Source organism: Roseicyclus sp., from assembly GCF_018402035.1.
GTDB lineage: Bacteria > Pseudomonadota > Alphaproteobacteria > Rhodobacterales > Rhodobacteraceae > Roseicyclus.
In genome coordinates this window covers 391,396-416,351 of record NZ_JAGYJN010000001.1, presented here as the reverse complement: position 1 = coordinate 416,351, position 24,956 = coordinate 391,396, and the positions used below count along the sequence as shown (strand labels likewise).

Annotated in this window: 22 protein-coding genes; 15 read left to right on the top strand and 7 right to left on the bottom strand. The window is 62.3% G+C overall.

Annotated features, from left to right (window positions below):
• Positions 1–30: 30 nt before the first annotated feature.
• Positions 31–648: an XRE family transcriptional regulator gene (locus tag KG698_RS01995; RefSeq protein WP_213683874.1), complete on the top strand. Its 618-nt coding sequence runs from the start codon at positions 31–33 to the stop codon at positions 646–648.
• Positions 649–743: 95 nt separating this feature from the next.
• Complete coding sequence (locus KG698_RS01990; protein WP_213683873.1) at positions 744–1,067, top strand: hypothetical protein; 324 nt, start codon at positions 744–746, stop codon at positions 1,065–1,067.
• Positions 1,068–1,103: 36 nt separating this feature from the next.
• On the opposite strand, the gene KG698_RS01985 is transcribed toward KG698_RS01990, so the two are convergent.
• Positions 1,104–1,724: a thiamine phosphate synthase gene (locus KG698_RS01985; protein WP_213683872.1), complete on the bottom strand. Its 621-nt coding sequence runs from the start codon at positions 1,722–1,724 to the stop codon at positions 1,104–1,106.
• Between the two features lie 100 nt (positions 1,725–1,824).
• Here KG698_RS01985 and KG698_RS01980 point away from each other — a divergent pair, with 100 nt between their 5' ends.
• From KG698_RS01980 to KG698_RS01970, 3 genes are all read left to right on the top strand, one after another.
• Entirely contained in the window at positions 1,825–2,586 is a 762-nt protein-coding gene (locus tag KG698_RS01980; protein WP_213683871.1) for an RNA methyltransferase, read from the top strand.
• Positions 2,587–2,741: 155 nt separating this feature from the next.
• Complete coding sequence (gene ctaA, locus KG698_RS01975) at positions 2,742–3,884, top strand: heme A synthase (RefSeq protein WP_213683870.1); 1,143 nt, start codon at positions 2,742–2,744, stop codon at positions 3,882–3,884.
• Complete coding sequence (locus KG698_RS01970) at positions 3,881–5,350, top strand: carboxypeptidase M32 (RefSeq protein WP_213683869.1); 1,470 nt, start codon at positions 3,881–3,883, stop codon at positions 5,348–5,350. The genes ctaA and KG698_RS01970 overlap by 4 nt, the downstream gene beginning before the upstream one ends.
• Here KG698_RS01970 and KG698_RS01965 read toward each other — a convergent pair.
• Genes KG698_RS01965 through KG698_RS01955 form a run of 3 tightly spaced genes read right to left on the bottom strand, consistent with a single transcriptional unit; the run spans position 5,347 to position 8,683 of the window.
• On the bottom strand, positions 5,347–6,306 hold the full coding sequence (locus KG698_RS01965; protein ID WP_213683868.1) for a glucokinase: 960 nt from the start codon (positions 6,304–6,306) through the stop codon (positions 5,347–5,349). The two genes, KG698_RS01970 and KG698_RS01965, sit on opposite strands and share 4 nt — an antisense overlap.
• A gap of 16 nt (positions 6,307–6,322) precedes the next feature.
• Positions 6,323–7,636: a GH1 family beta-glucosidase gene (locus KG698_RS01960; protein WP_213683867.1), complete on the bottom strand. Its 1,314-nt coding sequence runs from the start codon at positions 7,634–7,636 to the stop codon at positions 6,323–6,325.
• 24 nt (positions 7,637–7,660) lie between these two features.
• Positions 7,661–8,683 (bottom strand): substrate-binding domain-containing protein, encoded by a 1,023-nt coding sequence (locus KG698_RS01955; RefSeq protein WP_213683866.1) that lies wholly within the window; start codon positions 8,681–8,683, stop codon positions 7,661–7,663.
• A gap of 272 nt (positions 8,684–8,955) precedes the next feature.
• On the opposite strand from KG698_RS01955, the gene KG698_RS01950 reads away from it, so the two are divergent.
• The 7 genes from KG698_RS01950 (at position 8,956) to eda (ending at position 18,020) form a co-directional block, all read left to right on the top strand.
• Positions 8,956–10,314, top strand: a complete 1,359-nt coding sequence (locus KG698_RS01950; protein WP_213683865.1) for an ABC transporter substrate-binding protein — start codon at positions 8,956–8,958, stop codon at positions 10,312–10,314.
• Positions 10,315–10,395: 81 nt separating this feature from the next.
• Positions 10,396–11,397 carry a sugar ABC transporter permease gene (locus KG698_RS01945; RefSeq protein WP_213683864.1) on the top strand — a complete coding sequence of 334 codons (1,002 nt, stop codon included), beginning with the start codon at positions 10,396–10,398 and terminating at the stop codon, positions 11,395–11,397.
• Positions 11,398–11,418: 21 nt separating this feature from the next.
• Positions 11,419–12,594: a carbohydrate ABC transporter permease gene (locus KG698_RS01940; protein WP_213683863.1), complete on the top strand. Its 1,176-nt coding sequence runs from the start codon at positions 11,419–11,421 to the stop codon at positions 12,592–12,594.
• 17 nt (positions 12,595–12,611) lie between these two features.
• Positions 12,612–14,285 (top strand): alpha-amylase family glycosyl hydrolase, encoded by a 1,674-nt coding sequence (locus KG698_RS01935; protein ID WP_213683862.1) that lies wholly within the window; start codon positions 12,612–12,614, stop codon positions 14,283–14,285.
• A gap of 24 nt (positions 14,286–14,309) precedes the next feature.
• Complete coding sequence (locus KG698_RS01930; RefSeq protein WP_213683861.1) at positions 14,310–15,443, top strand: ABC transporter ATP-binding protein; 1,134 nt, start codon at positions 14,310–14,312, stop codon at positions 15,441–15,443.
• Between the two features lie 69 nt (positions 15,444–15,512).
• Positions 15,513–17,318 carry a phosphogluconate dehydratase gene (edd, locus tag KG698_RS01925; protein WP_213683860.1) on the top strand — a complete coding sequence of 602 codons (1,806 nt, stop codon included), beginning with the start codon at positions 15,513–15,515 and terminating at the stop codon, positions 17,316–17,318.
• Positions 17,319–17,378: 60 nt separating this feature from the next.
• On the top strand, positions 17,379–18,020 hold the full coding sequence (gene eda, locus KG698_RS01920; RefSeq protein ID WP_300982811.1) for a bifunctional 4-hydroxy-2-oxoglutarate aldolase/2-dehydro-3-deoxy-phosphogluconate aldolase: 642 nt from the start codon (positions 17,379–17,381) through the stop codon (positions 18,018–18,020).
• Here the strand turns inward: eda and KG698_RS01915 are convergent.
• Together KG698_RS01915 and KG698_RS01910 are read right to left on the bottom strand one after the other, a co-directional pair.
• Positions 18,017–19,192 (bottom strand): aminotransferase class I/II-fold pyridoxal phosphate-dependent enzyme, encoded by a 1,176-nt coding sequence (locus KG698_RS01915; RefSeq protein WP_213683859.1) that lies wholly within the window; start codon positions 19,190–19,192, stop codon positions 18,017–18,019. The two genes, eda and KG698_RS01915, sit on opposite strands and share 4 nt — an antisense overlap.
• Before the next feature lie 66 nt (positions 19,193–19,258).
• Positions 19,259–19,612, bottom strand: a complete 354-nt coding sequence (locus KG698_RS01910; RefSeq protein WP_213683858.1) for an MmcQ/YjbR family DNA-binding protein — start codon at positions 19,610–19,612, stop codon at positions 19,259–19,261.
• A gap of 154 nt (positions 19,613–19,766) precedes the next feature.
• On the opposite strand from KG698_RS01910, the gene cysS reads away from it, so the two are divergent.
• The 3 genes from cysS (at position 19,767) to KG698_RS01895 (ending at position 23,639) form a co-directional block, all read left to right on the top strand.
• On the top strand, positions 19,767–21,185 hold the full coding sequence (cysS, locus tag KG698_RS01905; RefSeq protein WP_300982810.1) for a cysteine--tRNA ligase: 1,419 nt from the start codon (positions 19,767–19,769) through the stop codon (positions 21,183–21,185).
• A gap of 67 nt (positions 21,186–21,252) precedes the next feature.
• Complete coding sequence (cimA, locus tag KG698_RS01900) at positions 21,253–22,872, top strand: citramalate synthase (protein ID WP_213683857.1); 1,620 nt, start codon at positions 21,253–21,255, stop codon at positions 22,870–22,872.
• Complete coding sequence (locus tag KG698_RS01895; protein WP_213683856.1) at positions 22,869–23,639, top strand: squalene/phytoene synthase family protein; 771 nt, start codon at positions 22,869–22,871, stop codon at positions 23,637–23,639. The genes cimA and KG698_RS01895 overlap by 4 nt, the downstream gene beginning before the upstream one ends.
• Before the next feature lie 12 nt (positions 23,640–23,651).
• Here KG698_RS01895 and KG698_RS01890 read toward each other — a convergent pair whose 3' ends face one another.
• On the bottom strand, positions 23,652–24,884 hold the full coding sequence (locus KG698_RS01890) for an MFS transporter (protein WP_213684278.1): 1,233 nt from the start codon (positions 24,882–24,884) through the stop codon (positions 23,652–23,654).
• Between the last annotated feature and the right edge of the window lie 72 nt (positions 24,885–24,956).

Sequence of the window (24,956 nt, the reverse complement as noted above, 5' to 3'; positions counted from 1 at the left end):
AGCCATCTGCGCCCGCGCTAAACCCTGCCCATGAATGAAGAACCCAGCCTGATCCGCCTTGCGCGTGAAACCGGGGACCAGACCCCGCCGCAACCCGTTGATCTCGGGCTGCGGGTGCGCGAATTGCGCCGTGCGCGTGACTGGACGCTGGAACAGGCCGCAAATCACGCGGGGCTGGCGCGCTCGACACTGTCGAAGATCGAGAATGGGCAGATGTCGCCCACTTATGAGGCGCTGAAAAAGCTGGCGCTGGGTCTGGGCATCTCGGTGCCGCAGCTCTTCACGCCGCCCACCGACCCGCATGTCAACGGGCGTATGGCCGTCACCCGGCTGGGCGAGGGGCAGGCCCATGCCACCACCACCTATGAGCATGAGTTGCTGGCAGGTGCGCTGACGCGCAAATCCATGCTGCCCTACCGCGCCCGCATCCGCGCGCGCAGCTTTGACGAATTCGACGGCTGGGTGCGCCATGACGGCGAAGAGTTTCTTTATGTGCTGACAGGTGTCGTGCGGCTTTTGACCGAATTTTATGCGCCCGTGGACCTTAAGCGCGGGGATAGCGCTTATTACGACGCCTCGATGGGGCATAATGTGATCTCGCTCTCCGAGGATGATGCGACGATCTTATGGGTGACATCGCTGGGCTAAGCTGCCCCAAGATATCGAAGCGCACACTCTTACTTGTGTCTTTCGATAATTCTGCTACTATTGCTGCGTTGATAACGCATAATGTGAGCAGTCCTGTGAAAAATCTCTCCTTGGCCACCGCCTGTGCTTTTCTGGTCGCCACCGGCCCTGTTTTGGCCGACCCCGCCCTGATGCTGGGTGGCACCTTTACCTTTGGCGCCATGCAAGACCCGAATTTTGGCATCACCGCGCGCTTGTTGGAAAACGACCGCGCCAATGAAAGTACGCTAGGTGCCGGTGTGACCTATTACCTGTTCACCGGCGAGATCGGCGTCGATGTCTTTGCAGGCTATCTTTTTGAAAGTGGCGTGTTCGGCTTTGGTTACGATCTGGTGCAAGCTGCCCCGATCGTCAGCCTTGGCCTTGTCAATACCGAGTAATCGCGGCCAAACGCGCCCAGATCTGCGCCGGTTGCCTTAACGGATCGGTGCAATCAGCGCACGCAGCGCTGCGACCGGATCATCAGCCCGCCAAATCTCGTTTCCGATGGCGAAGAAATCGGTGACGGGGGCAAGTGCCGCGATCAGGTCGCGGTCAAGTGCGCCTTCGGCCACGACGGGCAGTTCGATCATCTGCGACCACCATTCGAAAAGCGCAAACTCGGCGCGCGGTCCGGGCAAAAGCGCGTGTTCACCCATCGGACCAAAGGCCACGTAACCGGCCCCGCTTTCACCAGCGGTCAGCCCGTCATGGCGCGACGCACCGCAATAGGCCCCAATGATGGCATCAGCCCCCAGCGCCTTGCGCGTGGCGCGGACATGGCGCGCCCCATCGCTCAGATGCACCCCGTCGAGCCCCAGCCGTTCCACCAAGGCGACATGGCTGGTGATCACCAAGGGCACATCGCGGGCATGGGCAATCTCGCGCAAGGCATCAGCGACACGCGCCAGATCATCCTCGTCATCATTGACGAGTGCCAGACGCAGACAGGCAATGGGCTCGGCATCAAGCACCGCCGAAAGGCGCGGCGCGAAGGCTGCGATCTCGAAGCTTTGCGGCGTGATCAGATAAAGGTTCGGCTGTTCGGTTTGCGACATGTGCGGGCATCCTTGCGGCTGGTTGCGTGATAGCGCCCGTGGGGCCGTGGGGCAATGGGGCGCTTGCCGCGCGCGCCGCGTCGCGCTAACCGCTTGCGCCATGACCTATACGCCGCCGACCGCCCAGCCCGTCTTTGTCCTTGTGCGCCCGCAAATGGGCGAGAATATCGGCGCGGCCGCGCGCGGGATGTGGAACTTCGGGCTGGAACGCATGCGGGTGGTGGCGCCCCGCGATGGCTGGCCCAATGAACGCGCGGTGGCTTTGGCCTCGGGGGCCGGGCGGCTTTTGGACCATGCGGGTCATTATGACGAAGTGCCAAGCGCCATTGCCGATTGCACCTATGTGTTTGCGACCACGGCGCGCGCGCGCGGCATCACCGTGCCGATCTTGACGCCCGAGCATGCGATGGCGCAGGCGCGCGCGATCATGGCCCAAGGCGGCCGCGTCGCGGTCTTGTTCGGGCCAGAGCGCGCGGGGCTGGAGAATGACGATATCGCACGCGCGAACGCCGTGATCTCGGTGCCGGTGAACCCTGATTTCCCTTCGCTCAACTTGGCGCAATGCGTGCTCTTGTGCGCCTATGAGTTGCGCCGCTTGGCCGATACCACGCCGCCCGAAGTGCTGGATATGGCAGGGACCGATTTCGCCAATCTGGCCGAGATCACGGCACTTGGCGATCATCTAGAAGAAAAACTCGAGCAGGCCGGGTTCTTTTTCCCCGAAGACAAAGCGCCCCGCATGAAGCGCAACCTGCGCCAGATCTGGAGCCGCTTGCCCCTGACGCAGGCCGATGTGCGCACGCTGCATGGCGCGTTTCGCCAGATCGTCCGCTGGGCCGAGACCCGGCGCAAGGATGGCTGATCGCGCGCTGGGGGCGCTGCCCCCGCCGCGGCCCTTGGCCGCGACTCCCCCGGGATATTTAGAAAACAGAGAAGTGGTTGGACGCCTTGCCGCAGTCGCTTGAAGGGGGAGCGGTCGCGCGATAGGTCTGTGGCCAAGAGAAAAGGGGACGGCTCATGGCAAAGACGCGCAGCATTTTCCAAGAGGTGGACAGTGCCCAAAAACCTGCCGCCACGCCGGGTGGCGTGACCCGTGACACAGGGCTTGCACGCCGATTGGTGCGGGCTTGGTTGATGGCGCTGTTTGCGCTGGTGGTTACCATGATCGCCGTGGGCGGGCTGACGCGGCTGACGGATTCGGGGCTGTCGATCACCGAATGGGCGCCCTTGTCAGGCGCCGTGCCGCCGCTGAATGCGGAGGATTGGCAGGCCGAGTTCGACGCCTATCGCCAAATCCCGCAATACCAGTTGATGAACCGCGGCATGAGCCTTGCGGAATTCAAGGTGATTTATTGGTGGGAATGGGGACACAGGCAGCTTGGGCGCGTGATTGGGCTTGTCTGGGCTTTGGGGTTTGTGGGGCTGTTGGTCAGCCGCAATATCCCCGCCGGTTGGACGGGGCGCTTGCTGTTGCTGGGTGGCTTGGGTGGCCTGCAAGGGGCCATTGGTTGGTGGATGGTGCATTCGGGCCTGCAGGAAGGGATGATCTCGGTCGCCTCATACCGCTTGGCCACGCATCTGGGGCTGGCCTTCTTGATCCTAGGGCTGATTGCATGGTTCATCATGAAGCTTGGCCGCGAGGAGGCCGCGCTGATGGCCGCGCGGCGCGAGGGTGATCGCAAGCTCAAGGGCATGTCGACGGGGCTTTTGCATCTGAGTTTCGTGCAAATCCTGATCGGCGCGCTGGTGGCGGGTATCGATGCGGGGCGCAACTATGTCGATTGGCCCTTGATGGCGGGGGGATTTTTCCCGCCCGGCATGTGGGCGATCGAACCCGTCTGGCGCAACCTGTTTGAGAATGACGGTACGGTACAGTTCATTCACCGCATGGTGGGCTATGTGATCTTGGCGCTGGCTATCGGTGTCTGGTTTGCCGCAAGGCGCAGCGCGCGATTGGCCACCAAGCGGGCCTTTGATTGGGTTTTGGTCGCGATATTCGCGCAGATGGTCTTGGGCGTGGTCACGGTCATGCATTCTTCGCCTTGGTATATCGCGATCTGGCATCAGCTCGGCGCTGTGGCGGTGCTGACACTGGTGCTGCGCGCGCGGTTCTTGAGCATGTATCCCGCGGTGCAAAGCGTGAAGGGGGCCAAGGCATGAGCGCGCTTGGCGCGCTTTTGGCCTTTCAGCGCGAGACCGAGGCGCTAGGCCAAGTGATGGGGCGTTTGGGCTGGGACCAAGAAACCATGATGCCGCGTGGGGCCGCGGTGCAGCGCGGCGAAGAAATGGCGGCGCTGGAGGGTGTTTTGCATGCGCGGCGCACCGATCCGCGTGTGGGGGAATGGCTGGATCAGGCCACACCCAGCAGTGAGGCGGAGGCCGCGCAGCTGCGCCTGATTTCGCATAGCTATGCCCGCGCGTGCCGCGTGCCGGGGGATTTGGCCGCCGAAATTGCGCGCGTGACCTCTGTCTCGCAGGGCAAATGGGCCGCGGCGCGCAAGGCCGATGATTTGGCGGGTTTTTTGCCTGTGCTGGGGCAGGTCATTGCGCTGCGCCGGGTGGAGGCGCAGGCTTTGGCCGATGGCGGTGATGCCTATGATGCGCTTTTGGATGGCTATGAGCCCGGCATCACCGGGGCCGAGATTGCCGCATTTTTTGACCGGATGCGCCCCGGGCTGGTGGCGTTGCGCGCGGCTTTGCGCGATGCGCCCCCGGCACCTGTGCTGACGGGGCATTTCCCGCGTGCGGGCCAGTTGGCCCTTGCCCGCGAGGTGGCGCAAGTTTTCGGCTATGATCTGGAACGTGGCCGCATTGATGAGGCGGTGCATCCCTTTTCATCCGGCTCGCATAATGATGTGCGCATCACCACACGGATCGACGAGGCTGAGCCCTTGGGCTGCATCTATTCCACCATCCATGAGGTGGGGCATGCGGGCTATGAGCAGAACATCGCGCAGGAATTTGGGCTGAGCGTTTTGGGGCAAGGCGTCTCGATGGGGGTGCATGAAAGCCAAAGCCGGATTTACGAGAACCAGCTTGGCCGCTCGCCCGCATTTTGTCACTGGCTTTTTGGGCGGATGCGTGACCATTTCGGCCCGCTTTCGGTGGATACGCCCGAGGATTTCGCCCGCGCCGTGAACCGCGTGGCCACGGGATATATCCGCACCGAGGCCGATGAGGTGCATTACAATCTGCACATCATGCTCCGCTTCGATCTGGAGCGCGCGCTGATCAGCGGTGATCTGGCGCTCGGCGATTTGGAGGCCGCATGGAACGACCGTTTCGCTGCCGATTTCGGGGTAGCGGTGGATCGCCCGTCCAATGGCGTGCTGCAAGATGTGCATTGGCCCGTGGGGCTGTTTGGCTATTTCCCGACCTATAGCCTTGGCAATGTTTATGCAGGCTGCCTCCATGCCGCGTTGCGCGCTGCGCTGCCCGCGTTGGATCAGCACATGGCCAAGGGCGATCTTGCCCCGGCCTTGGGCTGGTTGCGCGACAATCTACAGGCGCATGGCGGGCTGCGCACCCCGCGCGCGACGGTAGAGCATGCGACAGGTGCGCCCGTCCATGAGGCGGCGCTTTTGGGCTATCTGGAGGCGAAATATCGCGCGCTTTACGCGCTTTAAAGCTTGGACAAATGCGAGGCGCAGCCCGTCAGGGCCGCGTAATCATCGCGTACGACAAAGACGCCGAACCGGTCCATGAAGCCCGCGAAACGCCCCTTGGCGCGCAGATGATCGGCAAAGCCGAAGTGGTCGAGATAGGGGGCAAAGGCGCGCGTCACGCCGCCCACCAGATAGACACCGCCAAAGGGCAGGTGCGAGAGCGCCAGATCGCCCACGACCGTGCCCATGACCTGCACAAAGGCCGCGGCGGTTTGGCGCGCCTTTTCTTCATCTTGGGCAAGGCTGGCCATGATTTGCGCGGGCTCGGCCATCTGGCCGTGGAGGACGCGGTGCAGATAGCTGATGCCGCGCCCCGAAAGTACCTCTTCCACCGAGGCAAAGCCGAAATCTTCCATCATCGCGGCGGTCAGATCGGCCATCGCCCCGCCAAGGGCAGGCAGGCTGACATGCCCCGCCTCAGACGGGGGAACGAAGCGCCCGGCGCTGGTGTCAAAGACCGGGCAGGCGTTGAAGCCCGTGCCAAGCCCCACCACCAGCTTGGTGGCATGGGCGGGTGCATTGGGTTGGGCGATGATGATGTCGAGATCGGCGGCATCGATATGGCCTATGGCATGACCTTGGGCCTGTAGGTCATTGAGCACGGAGACTTTCTCTGTGCCCAGCGTGCGTCCCAGCAAGGCGCGGTCGATCTGCCAATCGAGATTGGTGAGTTGCGCCACGCCATCATGCACGGGTCCGGCTGCGGCCACGCAGATGCCGCTGATTTGATCGGCGGCGATGTCGCTTTGGGCCAAGTATTGGGCCAAGACCGATGCCAGATCGCGGTGATCGGCATTGGCATGGCGCATCACCGTGGCGCGATCCACCACGGCGCCGCGTGCCAAGGCGACGCGGGTATTCGTGCCGCCGATATCGGCCACAAGGCTCAGCCCGCCTGAATCTGTCAGATTGCCCATCTCGCGTGTCTTGCCCTTAGCCGCGCCACCATTGCGCGAGCGCGTGATAGGATGCTTTGGGCGTCCTTGCCAAGGTCTCGAAATCGACATGGATCAGCCCAAAGCGTTTCTCATAGCCAAGCGACCATTCGTAATTGTCCATCAAGGACCAAGCGAAATAGCCCGCCACGGGCGCACCGGTGGCGATTGCGCCTTGCACCGCTTGCAGATGCGACCCGAGATAGGCGATGCGCGCGGCATCGGGTTGATCGACGCGGTCGGGATTGGCCATGCCGTTTTCCGTGACAAACAGCGGCAGTGCGCCGGTGTAATCGCGCGCCGTGCGGATCAGGAAATCGCGCAAGCCATCTGGGTAAATCTCCCATCCCATCTGGGTCAGCGGCAGGCGGGTGGGGGCCTCGGCGTAGCTGGGCCATGGCCCATCTTTGTGGCGCACAAGCTTGCGGGTATAGTAATTCAGCCCAAGCCAATCGAGCGGTGCCATTATGGTTGGGAAATCATCCTCCCAGCCCTTTGGCAGATGGGGGCCGAGCCCTGCCAGCACTTCGGCCGGATAGGCGCCCTTGAACAGCCCGCCAAGGAAAAAGCGGTTGTAGATGGCGTCATAGCGGTTTGCTGCGGCGATATCTTCGGGGCTGTCGCTTGCGGGTTCGGCCCATTCGAAATTGCACACAGCCCCAAGGTTTTGCATGCCAAGATCGCGCATCACCGCGATGCTGCGGCCATGGCTGAGCAGCACATGATGCATCGCGCGGGCCGCGGCGCGGATATCGCGCAGGCCCGGTGCATGCACCCCTTCGAAATGCGATAGCCAGCTGACGCACCACGGCTCGTTGATGGGGGCGGCCGACCAGACCCGGTCACCGATGCGCGACATCACCAGATGGGTGTAATCGGCAAACCAATCGGGCATGTCGGCATTGCGCCAGCCGCCCATGTCGGCCAGCGCTTGCGGCAATTCCCAATGGTAAAGCGTGGCCGCAGGTTTCAGCCCGCGCGCCAGCATCCCATCGACTAGCCGATCATAGAAATCGAGGCCTTCTGCATTGGGTTGGCCTGTCCCTTCGGGCAGCACACGCGCCCAAGAGGTCGAGAAGCGATAGACATCCGCCCCCATCGCCGCGATCAGGTCAAGGTCTTCGGCCCAGCGGTGGTAATGGTCGCATGCCACCGCGCCATGCTCGGCGCGCACGACATTGCCCGGCGTGGCGGCAAAGCTGTCCCAATGCGTCAGGCCCGCGCCGCCAAAGCGATGCCCCTCGATCTGGTAAGACGAGGTGGCAACACCGAAAAGGAACCCTTCGGGAAAATCCGCGCGGGCGAATTGCATCGCGTTTGTCCTTTGTCTGGGCGTTTAGCCGGGGCAGGGGCCGGTCGAGCGGCCAACAGTCAGGTCCACATCCCATAGCTCTTGGATCGGGGGATGGTCGGGGTTGCGGATCAAGGTGATCAAGATCTCGGCGCAGCGCCGCCCCGCCGCGCGGATCGAGGATCGTGTCGCGGTAAAGGCCGGCCCGCCCACATCATTGTTGAGATAGCTCAACTCGTCATCATGGCAGATGACCGAGATATCACGCCCCATGCGCAAGCCGCGCTCACCGGCGGCGCGGCGCACCCCGATGGCAAGGATCACAGATGAGACCAAGAAGGCCGTGGGCGGGTTGGGGCCATCAAGCATGCGCGCGGCGGTCAGATAGCCAAAGCTTTCGGTCATCGCGTCGCTGGCCATCAGATGGGGCAGGGCGGGGATATCGCGCGCGGCCAGCGCCTCTTCAAAGCCACGGCGGCGGCGGCGGGCGAAATCAAAGGTTTCTTGACCATTGATCAAGGCGATGCGGCGATGGCCCAGATCAAGCAAGAAATCCGTGGCCCGTCGAAAGGCGCGCATATTGGCGATATCAAGCCAATTGTAACCCTGCGCGTCGCCCGTGCGGCCATGCACCAAAAATGGCAGGCCAAGCTCGGTCAACAGCCCGATCCGTGGGTCGTTTTCTTGCGGGGCTTGCACCATCACACCATCGACCGCGCCATTGGCGGCCATTTGGCGAAAGGCGGCTTCGGTCTCTGTTTCCGGCACCATCGACAGCAACAGGTCATAGCCTTCGGCGGCATAAACCTCGCCTGCGCCGATCAGGAAATCGGCAAAGATCGGGTTCACCATCTCGGCCCGACCGGTCAGTGGGATCACATGGCCGATGGTCATCGCCCGCCCCGTGGCCAGGCGGCGCGCCCTGATATTGGGGGCGTAATTGGCCGCTTTCGCTGCGGCCATGACGCGGTTGCGGGTCTCTTCGCGCACTTCGGGGTAGCCGTTCAGCGCCCGGCTGACCGTCGTCGGGCTGAGCTTCAGCGAATCTGCGAGTTCTTTGAGATTCATGCGCGAGGCGTTCCAAACCGGTTTGAGTATTGCGGCAAAGCTAGCCCCGGATCGGGCGGATTGTCAAAGAGTCAAAAGTGCTTCGTTATTCTGCAACTGCGAAATACTTCAAGTTAATTTACTATTCCGCCTGTGACGGATTGACAGACTCAGTTGTATTCGAAAATGTAACAGCAACCCAAAGCGCTTTGGAAGATGTGGCAAAGGGCCATCAACGCTTGGGTGCAAGATCGCGCCGGCCCGCAAGGTCGGCTGTTTCCTGGGAGGATAAGATGAAACATTCTTTGATGATCAGCGCGGCTGTTGTCGCGCTTTCGGCTAATGGTGCCTTGGCCGATGCACATATGCCCTTCGCGCAGGGCGAGGGGGCATTCAATTGGGATAGCTACGCCGCTTTCGCGGCATCGGCGCCTAGCCTTGCTGGCCAAACCCTGACCGTTTCCGGCCCATGGCTGTCGCCCGAGGCCGAGCGTTTTGACATCCTGCTCAACTATTTCGAAGCGGCCACGGGCGCAGACGCCAGCTATACGGGTTCGGACAGCTTCGAGCAGCAGATCGTGATCGACGTCGAGGCAGGTTCGGCCCCCAATATCGCGGTCTTCCCGCAGCCCGGTCTTGCCGCCGTTCTGGCAGGCAATGGCCAGCTGAGCCCCCTTGGTGCTGATATGGCCGCTTGGGTCGGTGAAAACTACGCCGCTGGTTCGTCTTGGGTTGATCTTGGCACCTATGCCAATGCCGCCGGTCAAGATGAGTTCTACGGCTTTTTCTTTAACGTGAACCTCAAGTCGCTCGTGTGGTTCGTGCCTGAGAATTTCGAGGATGCGGGCTACGAGATCCCCACCACGATGGAAGAATTGATCGCGCTGAGCGACCAGATCGTGGCTGATGGCGGCACGCCGTGGTGTATCGGTCTGGGGTCGGGGGCGGCAACCGGCTGGCCCGCTACCGACTGGGTCGAGGACATCATGCTGCGCACGCAGACCCCCGATGTCTATGACGCTTGGACCACCAACGCGATGCCCTTCAACGACCCCCGCGTCGTGAACGCGCTCGAAGTTTTTGGCTCGTTTGCACGCAATGACGCCTATGTCGCGGGCGGTGCCGGGGCTGTTGCCACAACCGATTTCCGTGACAGCCCCGCGGGCCTGTTCGCATCCCCCCCGGGCTGCTACATGCACCGTCAGGCAAGCTTCATCCCCGCCTTCTTCCCCGAAGGCACCGTTGTGGGCGAAGACGCCGATTACTTCTACTTCCCCTCCTTCGCGGGTGAAGATCTGGGCAACCCGGTCTTGGGTGGCGGCACGCTGATGGCTGTGACCGATCCGTCCGATGCGGCGGCGGCTTTCATGGCCTTCCTGCAAACACCCTTTGCCCATGAGATCATGATGGCGCAGGGTGGCTTCCTCACGCCCCATTCGGGTGTGAACCTCGAGGCCTATCCCAGTGCGGTTGAGGCGGGTCAGGGCGAGATCTTGCTCAACGCGACCACCTTCCGCTTTGACGGGTCCGACCTGATGCCGGGCGGCGTGGGTGCTGGTAGCTTCTGGACCGGCATGGTCGATTTCGTCGGCGGTGCCGATGCACAGGCTGTGGCAGACACGATCCAGGCCAGCTGGGACGCGCTGAAGTAAGCTTGGCCTTTGGGCCAGTGATCCCGATCCGGCCCTGCGGGGCCGGATCATCCCGTTGAGCGTCTAGGGGGAGGTTTGCAGATGAATCCGGCATTTCAGGCCTTGATCACCATCATCGTGGGTGTCGGCGGATGCGTTGGGTATTTCTACCTCTCGAACCTGTTTCTTGACCGGGTTCTCTTTCCGGCGCGCGGCCCAAATACCGGGCGCAACATTAACCGCGCCAATGCGGTGCGGCCATGGCTTTTCCTGTTTCCCGCGCTGTTCGCCCTGGGGCTATACCTTGCCTATCCGGTGTTCGAGACCTTTCGCCTGTCCTTGATCGACCGCAACGCGGGCGGGGCATTCGTGGGTGCCGAGAATTACGCGCGCATGCTGAACGATCCGAAATTCTGGGAAGCGCTGCGCAACAACTTCATGTGGCTGTTGATCGTACCTGCCGCCTCGACCGCCTTTGGGCTTTTGGCCGCGCAGCTGACCGACCGGATCGGCTGGGGCAATATCGCGAAATCGCTGATCTTCATGCCGATGGCGATTTCCTTTGTGGGTGCGGCGGTGATCTTCAAGCTGGTCTATGATGCCCGCCCCGAAGATGTGGCGCAGATCGGCATTTTGAACGCTGTCTATATGCAACTGGGCGGGGCGGCGCCGGTTACATGGCTGACCGTGCCGTTTTGGAACAACCTGTTTTTGATGGTGGTGCTGATCTGGATTCAGACGGGCTTTGCCATGGTGATCTTGTCGGCCGCTCTGCGCGGCATCCCCGAAGAAACCATTGAGGCCGCGATCGTCGATGGCGCGAACCCGTTCCAGATCTTTTTCAAAATCAAGGTGCCACAGATCGCGGGCACCATCGTGGTGGTCTGGACCACGATCACTATCGTGGTGCTCAAGGTCTTTGACATCGTCTTTGCCATGACCAACGGCCAGTGGGAGACGCAGGTCTTGGCCAATTTCATGTATGACAAGCTGTTCCGCGCCAATGATTGGGGCATGGGTTCGGCGGCGGCGATGGTGATCATGCTGCTCGTGACGCCGATCCTTGTGTGGAACGTCTATAACGCCCGCAAGGAGATGCGGTGATGCTGGGCGGGGGATCGTGTCATGGATAATATCGCGGGCAAGAAATCCGGCCTGACATGGGCTGTGCATCTGTCGGTCGCGGCATTGGTGCTTTTGTGGGTCTTTCCTACGCTGGGGCTGTTGGTGTCGTCGTTCCGCACCACCGACCAAATTCGCACCTCGGGCTGGTGGGCGGCGATGTTTCCGGCTGTCCAGAACGAGGTGTTCCGCACCGCAAACCCCGGCGCGTTCCGCGTCGAACGTGAGGGTGTCTTTGTCGTCGAGGGCAATCTTTATGTCGTCGATGGCCGCGCCGAGACGGCCGCGGATGTTGCCGCCGTGATCAGCGCATGGGGCGTATCCTCGCGCGATATCGCGGCCTTTGGCCCCGGCGAGACCGCCGATTTGGGCGAGGGGGAAACCCTGCAAGTGGCGGAAAACGGCGATTACATCTGGTCGGGCAATGACGATCAGATCAGCGGGCGGGGCCAGCGTGTCTTTGTCACTGCCGAAAGCCCGCCGGAATTTACCCTCGCCAATTACCGCGGCGTGCTGTTCGATCCCCGCAATCGCGAGGGGATGGCGAAGGCCTTTTTCAACACGCTGACCGTGACAATCCCGGCGACCATCATCCCGATCCTGATCGCGGCTTTCGCGGCCTATGCGCTGGCATGGATGGAGTTTCCGGGCCGCGCGCTGTTGGTGGCCGCCGTGGTGGCCATGCTGGTCGTACCGCTGCAACTGGCGCTGATCCCGCTTTTGACGCTGCACAACCAGATCGGCATCGGAAAGGGTTACTTGGGCGTTTGGCTTGCGCATACGGGCTTTGGCCTGCCGCTCGCCATCTACCTTTTGCGCAACTACATGGTCGGCCTGCCGCGCGAGATCATCGAATGTGCCAAGGTCGATGGCGCGACGGATTTCCAGGTCTTTACCAAGATCGTGCTGCCCCTGAGCTTTCCGGCGCTGGCAAGTTTCGCGATCTTTCAGTTCTTGTGGACATGGAACGACCTACTCGTCGCCATGGTGTTTTTGATCGACAGTTCCGGCCAGACCACGGTGATGACGCGCCAGATCGTCGAGTTGATGGGTACCCGCGGCGGCGATTGGGAGATTTTGGCCACCTCGGCCTTTGTCTCCATCGCAGTGCCGCTGATCGTGTTCTTTACAATGCAACGCTACCTTGTTCGCGGCCTGTTGGCCGGATCGGTGAAATAGGAAAGCCTCCCCCCACGATGACTGCCATGCAATCCCTGCGGCCCGAAGATATCATTGCCCCTGACCTTGATTGGTGGCGCGGTGCCGTGATCTATCAGATCTATCCGCGCAGTTTCCAAGACAGCAATGCCGACGGGATCGGCGATCTGGCGGGGATCATCGCGCGGCTGGAACATGTCGCGGGTTTGGGCGTCGATGCGATCTGGATCTCGCCTTTCTTCCGCTCGCCCATGCTGGATTTCGGCTATGATGTCAGCGATTATTGCGATGTCGATCCGATGTTCGGCACGCTGGCCGATTTCGATGCGCTGATCGCACGGGCGCATGAATTGGGGATCAAGGTGCTGATCGATCTGGTGATCAGCCACAGTTCCAACCAGCATGTCTGGTTTCAGGAAAGCCAACTCAGCCGCAGCAATGCCAAGTCCGATTGGTATGTCTGGGCCGATGCCAAGCCCGATGGCAGCCCGCCCAATAATTGGCTCTCGATCTTTGGCGGCCCGGCTTGGGAATGGTCGGGCGACCGGATGCAGTATTACCTGCACAACTTCCTCAAGGAACAGCCCGATCTGAACCTGCACAACGCGGATGTGCAAGATGCGCTTTTGGATGTGGCGCGCTTTTGGCTTGAGCGCGGGGTCGATGGCTTCCGCCTTGATACGATCAACTTCTACTTCCATGACAAGCTGTTGCGCGACAACCCGGCACTGCCGCCCGAGGCGCGCAATGCCACCATCGCCCCCGAGGTGAACCCCTATAACTGGCAAGATCACCTGTATGATAAGAACCAGCCAGAAAACCTTGCCTTTCTCCAACGGCTGCGCGCCCTGATGAACGCCTATCCCGGCACCACCGCCGTGGGCGAGGTGGGCGATGCGCAAAGGGGCATGGAGATTCAGGCCCAATACACCGCCGGCGGCGATAAGGTGCATATGTGCTACAGCTTTGAGTTTCTGTCAGGCACCACCCCCGATGCCGCCAAGGTAGCCGAGGTTTTGACCGCCTATGAGGCCACGATTGGTGATGGCTGGGCCTGCTGGGCCTTTTCCAACCATGACGTCGTGCGCCATGCCACGCGATGGGGGCTTGATGATGGGGCGGTGCGGCTTTTCGCGGCGCTGCTTTTGTCGCTGCGCGGCTCGGTCTGCATTTACCAAGGCGAAGAGCTTGGCCTGACCGAGGCTGATGTCGCCTATGCCGATCTGCAAGACCCCTATGGCATCCGCTTTTGGCCCAAATTCAAAGGGCGCGATGGGTGCCGCACGCCGATGCCTTGGACCACCGACAATCACAATGGCGGTTTTTCGCAAGCGCGGCCTTGGCTGCCCGTCGCGGTCGAACATCTGCCCCGCGCAGTGGGGGCGCAAACGGGACAGGCGGACAGCATGCTTGATTTCTACCGCCGCATGATCGGCTATCGCCAAGCCCTCGCGGCGCTGATCAAGGGCGATCTGTCCGATATCAGCGCCATCGACGGTGTGCTGCGTTTTCAGCGCAGCCATGAGGGGCAGGTGTTGTTTTGTGCCTTCAACATGACCGACACTGCGCAGCGCGTGGCGATGCCCGCGGGTGAATGGCGCCAAGATCGTGGCGCGCCCTTTGCCTTGGCTGAGCAGGAGGGGGGTGTTTTGACCCTTCTGCCCTATCACGCCGTTTTCGCGGCCGCCGAGAATACGCAAAACGCGACGTAACGCGGGCAAGGGGGGGGAGAGGACATGGCCGATCTAAAGCTGAGCGGGGTAGAAAAACTCTATGGCGGCTCCGTCAGGGTGCTGCATGATATCGATCTCGATATCAAGACGGGTGAGTTGATCGTCTTTGTCGGCCCCTCGGGCTGTGGGAAATCCACGCTTTTGCGCATGATCGCGGGGCTGGAAAAGATCTCGGGCGGCACGCTTGAGATTGATGGTCAGGTGGTCAACGACGTGCCCCCCAGCCAGCGCGGCATCGCCATGGTCTTTCAATCCTATGCGCTTTACCCGCATATGACCGTCTATGATAACATGGCCTTCTCGCTGAAAATCGCAGGGCTTGACCGCGCGAGCATCGACCAAAAAGTGCGCGCGGCGGCTGACAAGTTGCAGCTGACCAATTTCCTTGACCGCCTGCCCAAGGCGCTGTCGGGTGGTCAACGTCAGCGCGTGGCCATCGGGCGCTCGATCGTGCGCGACCCCAAGGTCTATCTCTTTGACGAGCCGCTATCGAACCTAGATGCCGCGCTGCGCGTGGCGACCCGGATCGAGATTGCGCAACTCAAGGAACAGATGCCTGACAGCACCATGATCTATGTCACCCATGATCAGGTCGAAGCGATGACGCTTGCTAGCCGCATCGTGGTACTTGCGGGGGGCGGCATCGCGCAGGTGGGCGCCCCGCTTGAGCTCTATGAGCGGCCCAATTCCACCTTTGTCGCGCAATTCATCGGCAGCCCCGCGATGAACCTGATGGCGGGCAAGATCGTGGGCACGGGCGCTGTGACCACGCTTGAACTGGCCCAAGGTGCGGGGCAGGTGCAGTCACATTATCCATCGCTTCCCAGTGACTTGGGAGCGGATGTGCAAGTTGGTATCCGCCCCGAAGATATGGTTGAGACAGCCGATGCCGCCTATGCCTTTGAAGGTAAGGTCGAGATTGTCGAGGCGCTTGGCGAGGTGACGCTGCTTTATTTTGCCAAACCCAATGGCGGCCAAAATAGCGTGATCGGCAAGCTGCAAGGTATCCACCCCGGCCTGCGCGGCAAGACCGTGCGGCTGAGCGCATCGCCCGAGAAGGTCCATGTTTTCCGCGACGGTATTTCGCTGCATTTCCGCGACCAGCCTGTATTCTTGCCGGGCGTGCAGCCGCATTGAGGCCGTCACTGGTCTTGTTAGCGCTAACATGATAGACTAGCGGCGACTCGCATCAAGGGGAGGGGCGGCATGTCTTTGGACGGTCGTATCGCTGCAGTAACCGATCGGATCATCGCGCGCTCAAAGGCGGCGCGCGGCCCTTACATGGAGCGTATGCGCAAGCTTGCCGAGGATGGCCCGCGCCGCGCGCATCTGTCTTGTGGCAATCAAGCCCATGCCTATGCCGCGATGGGGGCTGACAAGGATGCGCTTGTGGCCGCGCGCGCGCCCAGTATCGGGATCGTGACGGCCTATAATGACATGCTCTCGGCCCATCAGCCCTTTGAAACCTATCCCGACAAGATCAAGGCTGCCGCCCGCCGTGTTGGCGCCACCGCACAGGTCGCGGGTGGCGTGCCCGCCATGTGCGATGGCGTCACCCAAGGGCAGGTGGGGATGGAGCTGTCGCTGTTTTCGCGCGATGTGATCGCGCTCGCGACCGGCGTAGCGCTCAGCCACAATACCTTTGATGCGGTACTGTACTTGGGCGTTTGTGACAAGATCGTGCCGGGTCTGGTGATGGCGGCGGCGAGCTTTGGCTATCTGCCGGGGCTCTTCGTGCCGGCGGGGCCGATGGTCTCGGGCCTGCCCAATGATGAGAAATCCAAGGTGCGCCAACAATTCGCCACCGGTGCCGTGGGCCGCGACGTGCTGATGAAGGCCGAGATGGATAGCTATCATGGCCCCGGCACCTGCACCTTTTACGGCACGGCCAATTCCAACCAGATGTTGATGGAATTCATGGGGTTGCACCTACCCGGCGCAAGTTTCGTGAACCCCGGAACCCCCTTGCGCGAGGCGCTGACCGATGCCGCGACCGAACGGGCAGCAGCGATCACAGCGCTTGGCAATTCCTTTACGCCGGTCTGCGATATCCTTGACGAAAAGGCCTTCGTGAACGGGATCGTGGGGCTGATGGCCACGGGTGGCTCGACGAACCTTGTGATCCATCTGGTCGCTATGGCGCGGGCCGCTGGCATCATCATCGAGCCCACTGATTTCGCAGATATCTCGGCGGCGACGCCCCTGATGGCGCGGGTTTATCCCAATGGTCTGGCCGATGTGAACCATTTCCACGCGGCGGGCGGGCTTGCCTATATGATCGGTGAGCTGCTGGAGGCTGGGCTGCTTCACCCCGACACCAAGACCGTGGCGGGCCAAGGCTTGGCGCTTTATGCCCAAGAACCCAAACTCCGCGATGGCACCCTGTCGTGGGAGGCAGGACCGGGGGCCAGTCTGAACGACAAGATCTTGCGCCCGGCGCGCGACGCTTTCCAGCCACAGGGCGGCTTGGTCGAACTTGTCGGCAATCTCGGGCGTGGCGTGATGAAGGTCTCGGCCGTCGATCCCGCCCGCCATGTGATCGAAGCCCCGGCGGCTGTGTTTGAGTCTCAAGCCGCCGTCAAAGCCGCCTTTCAGCGCGGCGATCTGAACCGTGATGTGGTGGTTGTGGTCCGTTTCCAAGGCCCGCGCGCCAATGGCATGCCGGAGCTTCATGCGCTGACGCCGCTTTTGTCGGTGCTGCAAGATCGCGGTCATAAGGTGGCGCTTGTTACCGATGGCCGCATGTCGGGCGCATCAGGCAAAGTCCCCTCAGCCATTCATGTCGCCCCCGAGGCGCTTGATGGTGGGTTGATCGGCAAGCTCAGCGATGGTGATCTGGTCCGCGTCGATGCCAGCGCCGGACAGCTAGAGGTGCTGACCCAAGGTGTGGCAGACCGGATCGCCGCCCAGCCCGATCTGTCCGCCAATAGCCACGGCGTTGGTCGCGAGTTGTTCGAGATCTTCCGCGCCAATGCCGGACCTGCCACGATGGGGGCGGGTGTGGTCGTCTGACCGCTGACCCCTTCATCTTTCTGGAAATACGCAAACACGATCTGCGCAAAGGATCATCCGATGACCCCCATGGCCCAATCCGCCGCCACGCGTGAGATCGCGTCGCGCGCCCCGATCATCCCGGTGCTGGTGCTTGATGATGCAGCCTCGGCTGCTGCACTGGCCCATGCACTGGTGGCCGGTGGCCTGCCCGCGCTCGAGGTGACGCTGCGCACGCCTGCCGCGCTTGATGCGATCCGCGCCATGGCCGATGTGCCGGGCGGCATCGTGGGGGCAGGCACGCTTTTGAGCCCGCAAGATATCCGCGCTGCCAAAGAGGCCGGGGCCAAATTTGGCGTCTCGCCCGGTGCCACGCCGCGCTTGATCGCGGCCGCCATCGAGATCGGCCTGCCGCTTTTGCCCGGTGCCGCCACCGCCTCTGAGGTGATGGCGCTGTGGGAGCAGGGCTATGATATGCTGAAGTTCTTTCCCGCCGAGGCCGCAGGCGGCGCGCCCGCGCTCAAGGCCATCGGTGCGCCGATCCCGCAGGTGTCGTTCTGCCCCACGGGTGGCATCACGCCTGAGAATGCGGCCAGCTATCTTGCCCTGCCCAATGTCATCTGCGCAGGCGGATCATGGGTCGCGCCCAAGGACAAAATCGCCAATGGCGATTGGGCCGGCATCACCGCCTTGGCCGCCGCGGCGGCCGCGTTGGCGCGTTAGGAAACCACGGCTTCGGCAAAGCCGATGAGCCGGGCCACCGCCTCGGCGAAGAGGTCGTCGGGCAGTGTCAGCGCGACCCGCACATGACCCGCTGCCGCCTGTCCAAAGCTTTCGCCGGGCATGACGGCCACATGCGCCACATCAAGAAGACGCGCGGCAAAGTCATCGCCCGATAGCCCCGTGGCGCGGATATCGAGCATGACATACATCGCCCCCTCGGGCGGGATGGCGCGCAAGACCTGATGGCCCGCGATCCGCCCCAAAAGCAGATCGCGCCGCCGCTTGAAGGGGGCTGCCACCGCAGCCTCGGCCGCTGGCCCCATGGCCAGCGCGAAAAGCCCCGCTTCCTGAATATAGCCCGGCACGCCATAGGTGGTGTGGGTGGCCAGCGTGATCATCTGCGCGATGACATCGCTTGGGCCACAGACCCAACCCAGCCGTGAGCCGGTCATCGCATGGCTTTTCGACAGCGATCCGATGGTCAGCGTCCGCGCGGCCATGCCGGGTAGGCTGGCGATCGGGCGATGCTGGCCCTGCCAGATCTGGCTGTCATAGACCTCATCGGAAATCACCCAAAGATCATGATCCTCTGCGATGGCAGCGATCCCAGCAAGGCTGGCTGCGCTATAGACGGCACCCGTGGGGTTGTTGGGGCTATTGATCAAAAGCGACCGCGCACCGGGGGCGGCCTTGGCCAATGCGGCAAGATCGGGTTGAAACCCATCCTCGCTGCGCGCGGCCACGGCGACAGGAAGCGCGCCCACCGCGCGGATCGTGCCGGGGTAGGTGGCGTAGTAAGGGTCGATCATCAAGGCCCGCGCGCCCGGATCGCAGGCCGCGTGATGGGCGGCAAAAAGCCCCGCCTGCCCACCCGGCACGATCAGCACATTGTCGCCCGTATAGCTTTGCCCATGCTGCGCGCTCAGCCTTGCGGCCACGGCGGCGCGCAACCGCGCCACGCCCGGCACGGCGGCATAGCCGGTGTGACCGGCGCGCGCCGCGCGGTGCATCTCGTCCAAGATCAAAGGGTCTGTGCCGATATCATGTTCGCCGATGGTAAGTTCCAGCACAGCATGACCCGCCGCCTTCATCGCGCGCGCGCGGTAGAAAATCTCCCAGCCATCATCACCATCGCCTGTCAGTGTCGCGATGCGTTGTGAGGGTGATGGCATGACAAGACCTCCGGGTCGGGGATGTGGTCTAGATGCGCATAGCCCGTGCAGCCGGGCAAGCCCCGCTTAAGCCTCGTCATCAGGCTCCAGCTTGCGCACGGTGGCGGTCGGCCAATCGCGCAACACCAGATCATAGCTTTCACGCAGCCGCGCGCGCAGCTCTTCGGGCGGTGTTTCCCATGGCAAAAGCACCCATCCCCCCCCGGTCAGATAGGGGGCCGAGGCAGGGCGGCTACGCCGGATCATCGCCAGCGCATGCGACATCCCCGCAGTGCGCACCGACAGGCCCGCGCCCGTTTCGGTATAGGCGGCGAACATATGCCCATGGATTTTCCATACGACCGTGTCGGGGCCAAAAGGTTGTTCCTTTTGAGCCTCGGGGAGGGTCCGACAGAATCTATCGACGAATTCATGGCGCATTGTTTGCGTATACAAATATATACCAAAGCCCGTGTCAAAACGATCTTGGCCATATCCGCTTGGAAAGAAAGGACATGCTGACGCAGGGCGGTGGGGGCTTGTCGCGGTTTTCAACAGATGCACAAGCTGATACTTGGCCGAAACTGCGCCTTGGATGGCTGAAAGGCATATCATGGTCGAGATCCGTCTCAGAGACTCACGCACCAAGCGGGTCGTGCCGCTGGAACCCACCGCCCATCCGGGACGGGTGGCGATGTATGTCTGTGGACCCACGGTCTATGATCGCGCGCATCTGGGCAATGCCCGGCCTGCGGTGGTGTTCGATGTGCTGTATCGGCTCTTGCGCCATGTCTATGGGCCGGATGCCGTCACCTATGTGCGCAATTTCACCGATGTCGATGACAAGATTAACGCACGCGCAGCTGAGACGGGGCGCCCCATCGCCGAGATCACGGAAGAAACCATCGGATGGTATCTGGGCGACATGGCAGCACTTGGCGTGCGAGAGCCCACCCATATGCCCCGCGCCACCGCCTATATCGGCCAGATGATCGCGATGATTGCGGCGCTGATCGCCAAAGGCCATGCCTATGCCGCCGATGGCCATGTGCTGTTTTCCGTCGCAAGCTACCCCGATTATGGCCAGCTATCGGGCCGCTCGGTCGATGATATGATCGCAGGCGCACGGGTCGAGGTTGCCCCCTATAAGCGCGATCCGATGGATTTCGTGCTGTGGAAACCGTCGACCGACGATCTGCCGGGATGGGACAGCCCATGGGGCCGCGGGCGGCCGGGCTGGCATATCGAATGCTCGGCCATGGCGCATGAGCTATTGGGCGAAAGCTTTGACATTCATGGCGGCGGCAACGACCTGATGTTCCCCCACCACGAGAACGAGATCGCGCAAAGCTGCTGCGCCCATCCCGAGGGAAAGTTCGCGCGCATCTGGATGCATAACGAGATGCTGCAGGTCGAAGGCAAGAAAATGTCCAAAAGCTTGGGCAATTTCTTCACCGTGCGCGATCTGCTCGATCAAGGCATCCCGGGCGAGGTGATCCGGTTTGTGTTTCTTTCGACGCATTATTCCAAGCCGATGGATTGGACGCAGGAGAAGGCGGTAGAAGCCGCGGCACGCTTGTTCCGATATGTGCAGAACATCGCGGATTATGCCGATCTCGATACAGCAATGGACCTCGCGCCTGAGCAGACCGTCCTTGATGCCTTGAAGGATGATTTGAATACGCATGAGGCACTCAAGGCTTTGGGTGACATGGACGGCGCTGCGGATGCGGCCAAGCTGGCCCGAAATCTCGTTTTTCTGGGGTTTTTCACAGAAACGACACTGCGCGCGCGGGTCGATGACTACAAAAAGGGCGTGCAGATGCTTGCCGCGCTTGAACGCCGCTTGTCGCTTTTGCGGGATGACGCCATGCAATCCAAGGATTTCACCGCAGTCGATCAGTTGAAAGCCCGGCTCACATTGGCGCATGTGAGTGTTCAGATGACCAAGGCGGGTGTCCGTCTTCGTCCGGAAATGGATTTTGACCCCGCCAAGCTCGAGGGCCTGCTATGACCGGGTGCGGCGGGTGCGAATTTTCGTACGAAAATTCGTGTCTCCCCCCTGATGCGGAAAGACGCAGATGACTAACCGCCTTTACCTCTACGACACCACGCTGCGTGATGGGCAGCAGACGCAAGGCGTGCAATTCTCGACACTCGACAAGATCCGCATTGCGACCGCGCTCGATGCCTTGGGGATCGACTATATCGAGGGTGGCTGGCCCGGCGCCAACCCCACCGACAGTGCGTTTTTCGAGTCCGCGCCGCACACAAGTGCCACCATGACCGCCTTTGGCATGACCAAGCGCGCGGGGCGCTCGGCCGAGAACGACGATGTGCTGGCCGCCGTTCTGAACGCGGGCACCAAGGCCGTGTGTCTTGTTGGCAAAGCGCATGATTTCCACGTGACCGAGGCGCTTGGCATCACGCTGGATGAAAATATCGCCAATATCCGCGCCTCCATCGCGCATTGCGTGGCGCAAGGGCGCGAGGCGCTGTTTGACGCTGAGCATTTCTTCGACGGCTACAAGGCCAATCCCGATTACGCGCTTGCCTGCCTGCGCGCGGCCTATGACGCGGGCGCACGTTGGGTGGTGCTGTGCGACACCAATGGCGGCACGCTTCCGGTCGAGATTGGTGAGATCACCGCTGCCGTGACCCGTGCGGGCATTCCCGGCGATAACTTGGGCATTCATACCCATAACGACACGGAAACGGGCGTCGCGGGTGCGCTTGCGGCCGTGATGGCGGGTGCGCGCCAGATCCAAGGCACGCTCAACGGTTTGGGCGAGCGCTGTGGCAATGCCAATCTGACCGCGCTCATCCCCACGCTTTTGCTGAAAGAGCCTTACGCCAGCCAGTTCCACACCGGCATCACGCAAGATGGCCTGCGCGACCTGACCCGCATTTCGCGCATGCTCGACGATATCTTGAACCGTGTGCCGATGCGGCAGGCGGCCTATGTGGGGGCCTCTGCCTTTGCGCACAAGGCGGGGCTGCATGCCTCGGCGATTGCCAAAGACCCCACGACCTATGAGCATATCGACCCCGCGCTGGTCGGCAATGCGCGCATCATCCCGATGTCGAACCAAGCGGGCCAATCGAATTTGCGCCAGCGCTTGAGCGCGATGGGCCTTGATGTGGCGCGTGATCATCCCGCGCTGGCCGGGATCTTGGATGAGATCAAAGCGCGCGAGGATCAGGGCTATGCCTATGACACCGCGCAGGCGAGTTTCGAATTGCTGGCGCGTCGGGCCCTTGGCGACATGCCCCGGTTCTTCGAGGTCAAGCGCTACCGGGTGACGGTGGAGCGGCGCAAGAACAAGTATGACCAGATGGTCAGCCTGTCCGAGGCGGTGGTAGTGCTGAAAATCGGGGACGCCAAGATGCTGTCGGTCAGCGAGTCCATGGATGAGGCGGGCACCGATCGCGGGCCGGTCAACGCGTTGGCCAAAGCCTTGGCCAAGGATCTTGGCCCCTATCAGCGCTATATCGAGGATATCCGGCTCGTCGATTTCAAGGTGCGCATCACCCAAGGCGGGACCGAGGCCGTGACCCGCGTGATCATCGACAGCGAAGATGCCAAGGGGCGGCGCTGGTCCACGGTCGGTGTCTCGGCCAATATCGTCGATGCGAGTTTCGAGGCGCTTTTGGATGCGATCATGTGGAAGCTGGTGCGCGATGGCGCGCCCGCGTCATGAGCCTTCAGGCCTGCGCTGATCTGGTGGCGCGGGGCGATCCCGACCGCTTTCGCGCGACGATGGCCGCCCCCGTCGCCGCGCGGTCGGTGCTCTTTCCGCTTTATGCCTTCAATATCGAGGTCAGCCGCGCCCCTTGGGTCACGGATGAGCCGATCATCGCCGAGATGCGCCTGCAATTCTGGCGCGATGTGATCGAGGAACTGGCCCAAGGCCGCCCCCCGCGCGCCCATGAGGTGGTGGCCCCCTTGGCGGCGGCGATCCCGGCTGCGCTGATCGGTGGCTTGGATCGGCTGGTGGTCGCGCGTCGGTGGGATGTCTACCGCGAACCCTTTGCCGATAGGGCCGCGTTCGATGCCTACTTGGACGACACCGCCGCCACGCTGGTTTGTGTGGCGGGCCGCGCCTTGGGTGCGCCCAAGGCTGCGGAGGCGGTTTTGCGCGATGCAGGCTGGGCCTTTGGGCTGGCCAATTACCTCAGGGCGATCCCTGCGCTTGCTTCGGCAGGGCGGCTGCCCTTGGTCGATGGCAGGGCAGAGGCGGTCGCGGATCTCGCGGGTGAGGGGCTTGCGCGACTTGCCCGTGCGCGGGGCGCGCGCGGGTTGGTGCCGCGTGCTGCTATTGCGGCGCTTTTCGCGGGGTTCCGAGCCGAGGCGACATTGCGCGCGGCCAAGGCCGATCCGGCGCGGGTGGGTGCAGGGGCGCTGCCGGGGACGGGATTGCGCGACGCTCTGCGCTTGGCCGCGATGGCTGCAACGGGACGCTGGTAGGTGTAGGACCGTTTAGGCGGCCAGCGCATCCTTGGGGCGGAGCGCAAGCCAGATCAGCGCGGCACCCGCCAAGATCAAGAAAGGCAGCATGGCCAGGTTCACCGCTGTCCAGCCCGTTTGTACATCATCGCCAAAGCTCATCATCAGCCCCGATGACAGCGAGGCGAAGGTGACGCAGCCGAAAACGAGGAAATCGTTCATCCCTTGGACCCGGCCACGTTCCTCGGGCGCGTGTGCTTGGGTCAGCATGGCGGTCGCCCCGATAAAGCCGAAATTCCAACCCACACCCAGCAAAATCAGCGAGATGAAGAATTGCGTCAGCGCCACACCGCTGAGCGCCACAACGCCCGCTGCGGCCAAAAGTGCCAACCCCAGCGCCACGATCCGCATCGCGCCAAAGCGCGCGATCAGATGGCCGGTGACGAACGAAGGCGCATACATCGCGATCACATGGGCCGAGACGACATCGGCGGCATTGCCGGTGGTAAAGCCACAGCCCACGACCGCCAAGGGCGTCGAGGTCATCATCAGGTTCATCAGCGCGTAAGAGACCATGCCGCAGATCACGGCAACCGCGATACGCGGGTCGCGCAGCAACTCGGCGCGGCTACGCCCCTTGGCGTCACCCGGTTTGGGAGCGGCAGGTTTGGGCACATCGAGAAAGGCGAAAAGCCATGCGCCGACCAGATTGATCACCACCACAAAGGCATAAGAGCCGACAAAGGGGATCACCGTCGCATCGACGCTGAGTTTCACCAGTTGCGGGCCAACAAGTGCGGACAAAAGCCCGCCTGCCATGACATAGGAGATCGCCTTGGGGCGAAACGCCTCGGACGCGGTGTCGGTCGCGGCAAAGCGGTAAAAGCCTTGCGCCGACATGTAGATGCCGGTGAGGTAAGAGCCGATCAAGAACAGCGCAAAGCTGTCGATCCATAGCCCCCAAGCAGAGACACCCGCACCAAGCGCGCCGCCCATCGCGCCGACGACAAAACCCAAGCGCCGCCCAAAGCGCTGCATCAAGGCCGAAAGCCACGGTGCCGTGGTCATCGAGCCAAAAACGATGAGCGAGATGGGGATGGTCGCCAACGCAGGCGAGGGGGCGATCATCAGACCGGCAAGCCCGCCCACCGTAAAGATCAGCGGCATCTGCGCGCCAAGAATGGCTTGGGCTGCGACCAGCACCGCGACATTACGCTTGGCGCGGCGGTCGTCATGTGCTGGGCTTGCGGGGGCGGTGTTTGTCATTGTCATGCAGTTTGCCTAGCGCCTTTGCCAGTGCCCGTCCAGAGGGGGGCGGGCTGTGACAAAGGGCGGGAT

Excerpts from the sequence above, each read along its gene's own strand:
- KG698_RS01980 (WP_213683871.1), top strand. The coding sequence starts at position 1,825 with ATGACCTATACGCCGCCGACCGCCCAGCCCGTCTTTGTCCTTGTGCGC.
- KG698_RS01895 (WP_213683856.1), top strand. The coding sequence starts at position 22,869 with ATGAGCCTTCAGGCCTGCGCTGATCTGGTGGCGCGGGGCGATCCCGAC.
- KG698_RS01930 (WP_213683861.1), top strand. The coding sequence starts at position 14,310 with ATGGCCGATCTAAAGCTGAGCGGGGTAGAAAAACTCTATGGCGGCTCC.
- KG698_RS01950 (WP_213683865.1), top strand. The coding sequence starts at position 8,956 with ATGAAACATTCTTTGATGATCAGCGCGGCTGTTGTCGCGCTTTCGGCT.
- KG698_RS01955 (WP_213683866.1), bottom strand. The coding sequence starts at position 8,683 with ATGAATCTCAAAGAACTCGCAGATTCGCTGAAGCTCAGCCCGACGACG.
- cimA (WP_213683857.1), top strand. The coding sequence starts at position 21,253 with ATGACTAACCGCCTTTACCTCTACGACACCACGCTGCGTGATGGGCAG.
- KG698_RS01890 (WP_213684278.1), bottom strand. The coding sequence starts at position 24,884 with ATGACAAACACCGCCCCCGCAAGCCCAGCACATGACGACCGCCGCGCC.
- KG698_RS01960 (WP_213683867.1), bottom strand. The coding sequence starts at position 7,636 with ATGCAATTCGCCCGCGCGGATTTTCCCGAAGGGTTCCTTTTCGGTGTT.
- KG698_RS01910 (WP_213683858.1), bottom strand. The coding sequence starts at position 19,612 with ATGCGCCATGAATTCGTCGATAGATTCTGTCGGACCCTCCCCGAGGCT.
- KG698_RS01945 (WP_213683864.1), top strand. The coding sequence starts at position 10,396 with ATGAATCCGGCATTTCAGGCCTTGATCACCATCATCGTGGGTGTCGGC.
- KG698_RS01995 (WP_213683874.1), top strand. The coding sequence starts at position 31 with ATGAATGAAGAACCCAGCCTGATCCGCCTTGCGCGTGAAACCGGGGAC.
- KG698_RS01935 (WP_213683862.1), top strand. The coding sequence starts at position 12,612 with ATGACTGCCATGCAATCCCTGCGGCCCGAAGATATCATTGCCCCTGAC.
- eda (WP_300982811.1), top strand. The coding sequence starts at position 17,379 with ATGACCCCCATGGCCCAATCCGCCGCCACGCGTGAGATCGCGTCGCGC.
- edd (WP_213683860.1), top strand. The coding sequence starts at position 15,513 with ATGTCTTTGGACGGTCGTATCGCTGCAGTAACCGATCGGATCATCGCG.
- cysS (WP_300982810.1), top strand. The coding sequence starts at position 19,767 with ATGGCTGAAAGGCATATCATGGTCGAGATCCGTCTCAGAGACTCACGC.
- KG698_RS01965 (WP_213683868.1), bottom strand. The coding sequence starts at position 6,306 with ATGGGCAATCTGACAGATTCAGGCGGGCTGAGCCTTGTGGCCGATATC.
- KG698_RS01915 (WP_213683859.1), bottom strand. The coding sequence starts at position 19,192 with ATGCCATCACCCTCACAACGCATCGCGACACTGACAGGCGATGGTGAT.
- KG698_RS01970 (WP_213683869.1), top strand. The coding sequence starts at position 3,881 with ATGAGCGCGCTTGGCGCGCTTTTGGCCTTTCAGCGCGAGACCGAGGCG.
- KG698_RS01940 (WP_213683863.1), top strand. The coding sequence starts at position 11,419 with ATGGATAATATCGCGGGCAAGAAATCCGGCCTGACATGGGCTGTGCAT.
- KG698_RS01985 (WP_213683872.1), bottom strand. The coding sequence starts at position 1,724 with ATGTCGCAAACCGAACAGCCGAACCTTTATCTGATCACGCCGCAAAGC.
- ctaA (WP_213683870.1), top strand. The coding sequence starts at position 2,742 with ATGGCAAAGACGCGCAGCATTTTCCAAGAGGTGGACAGTGCCCAAAAA.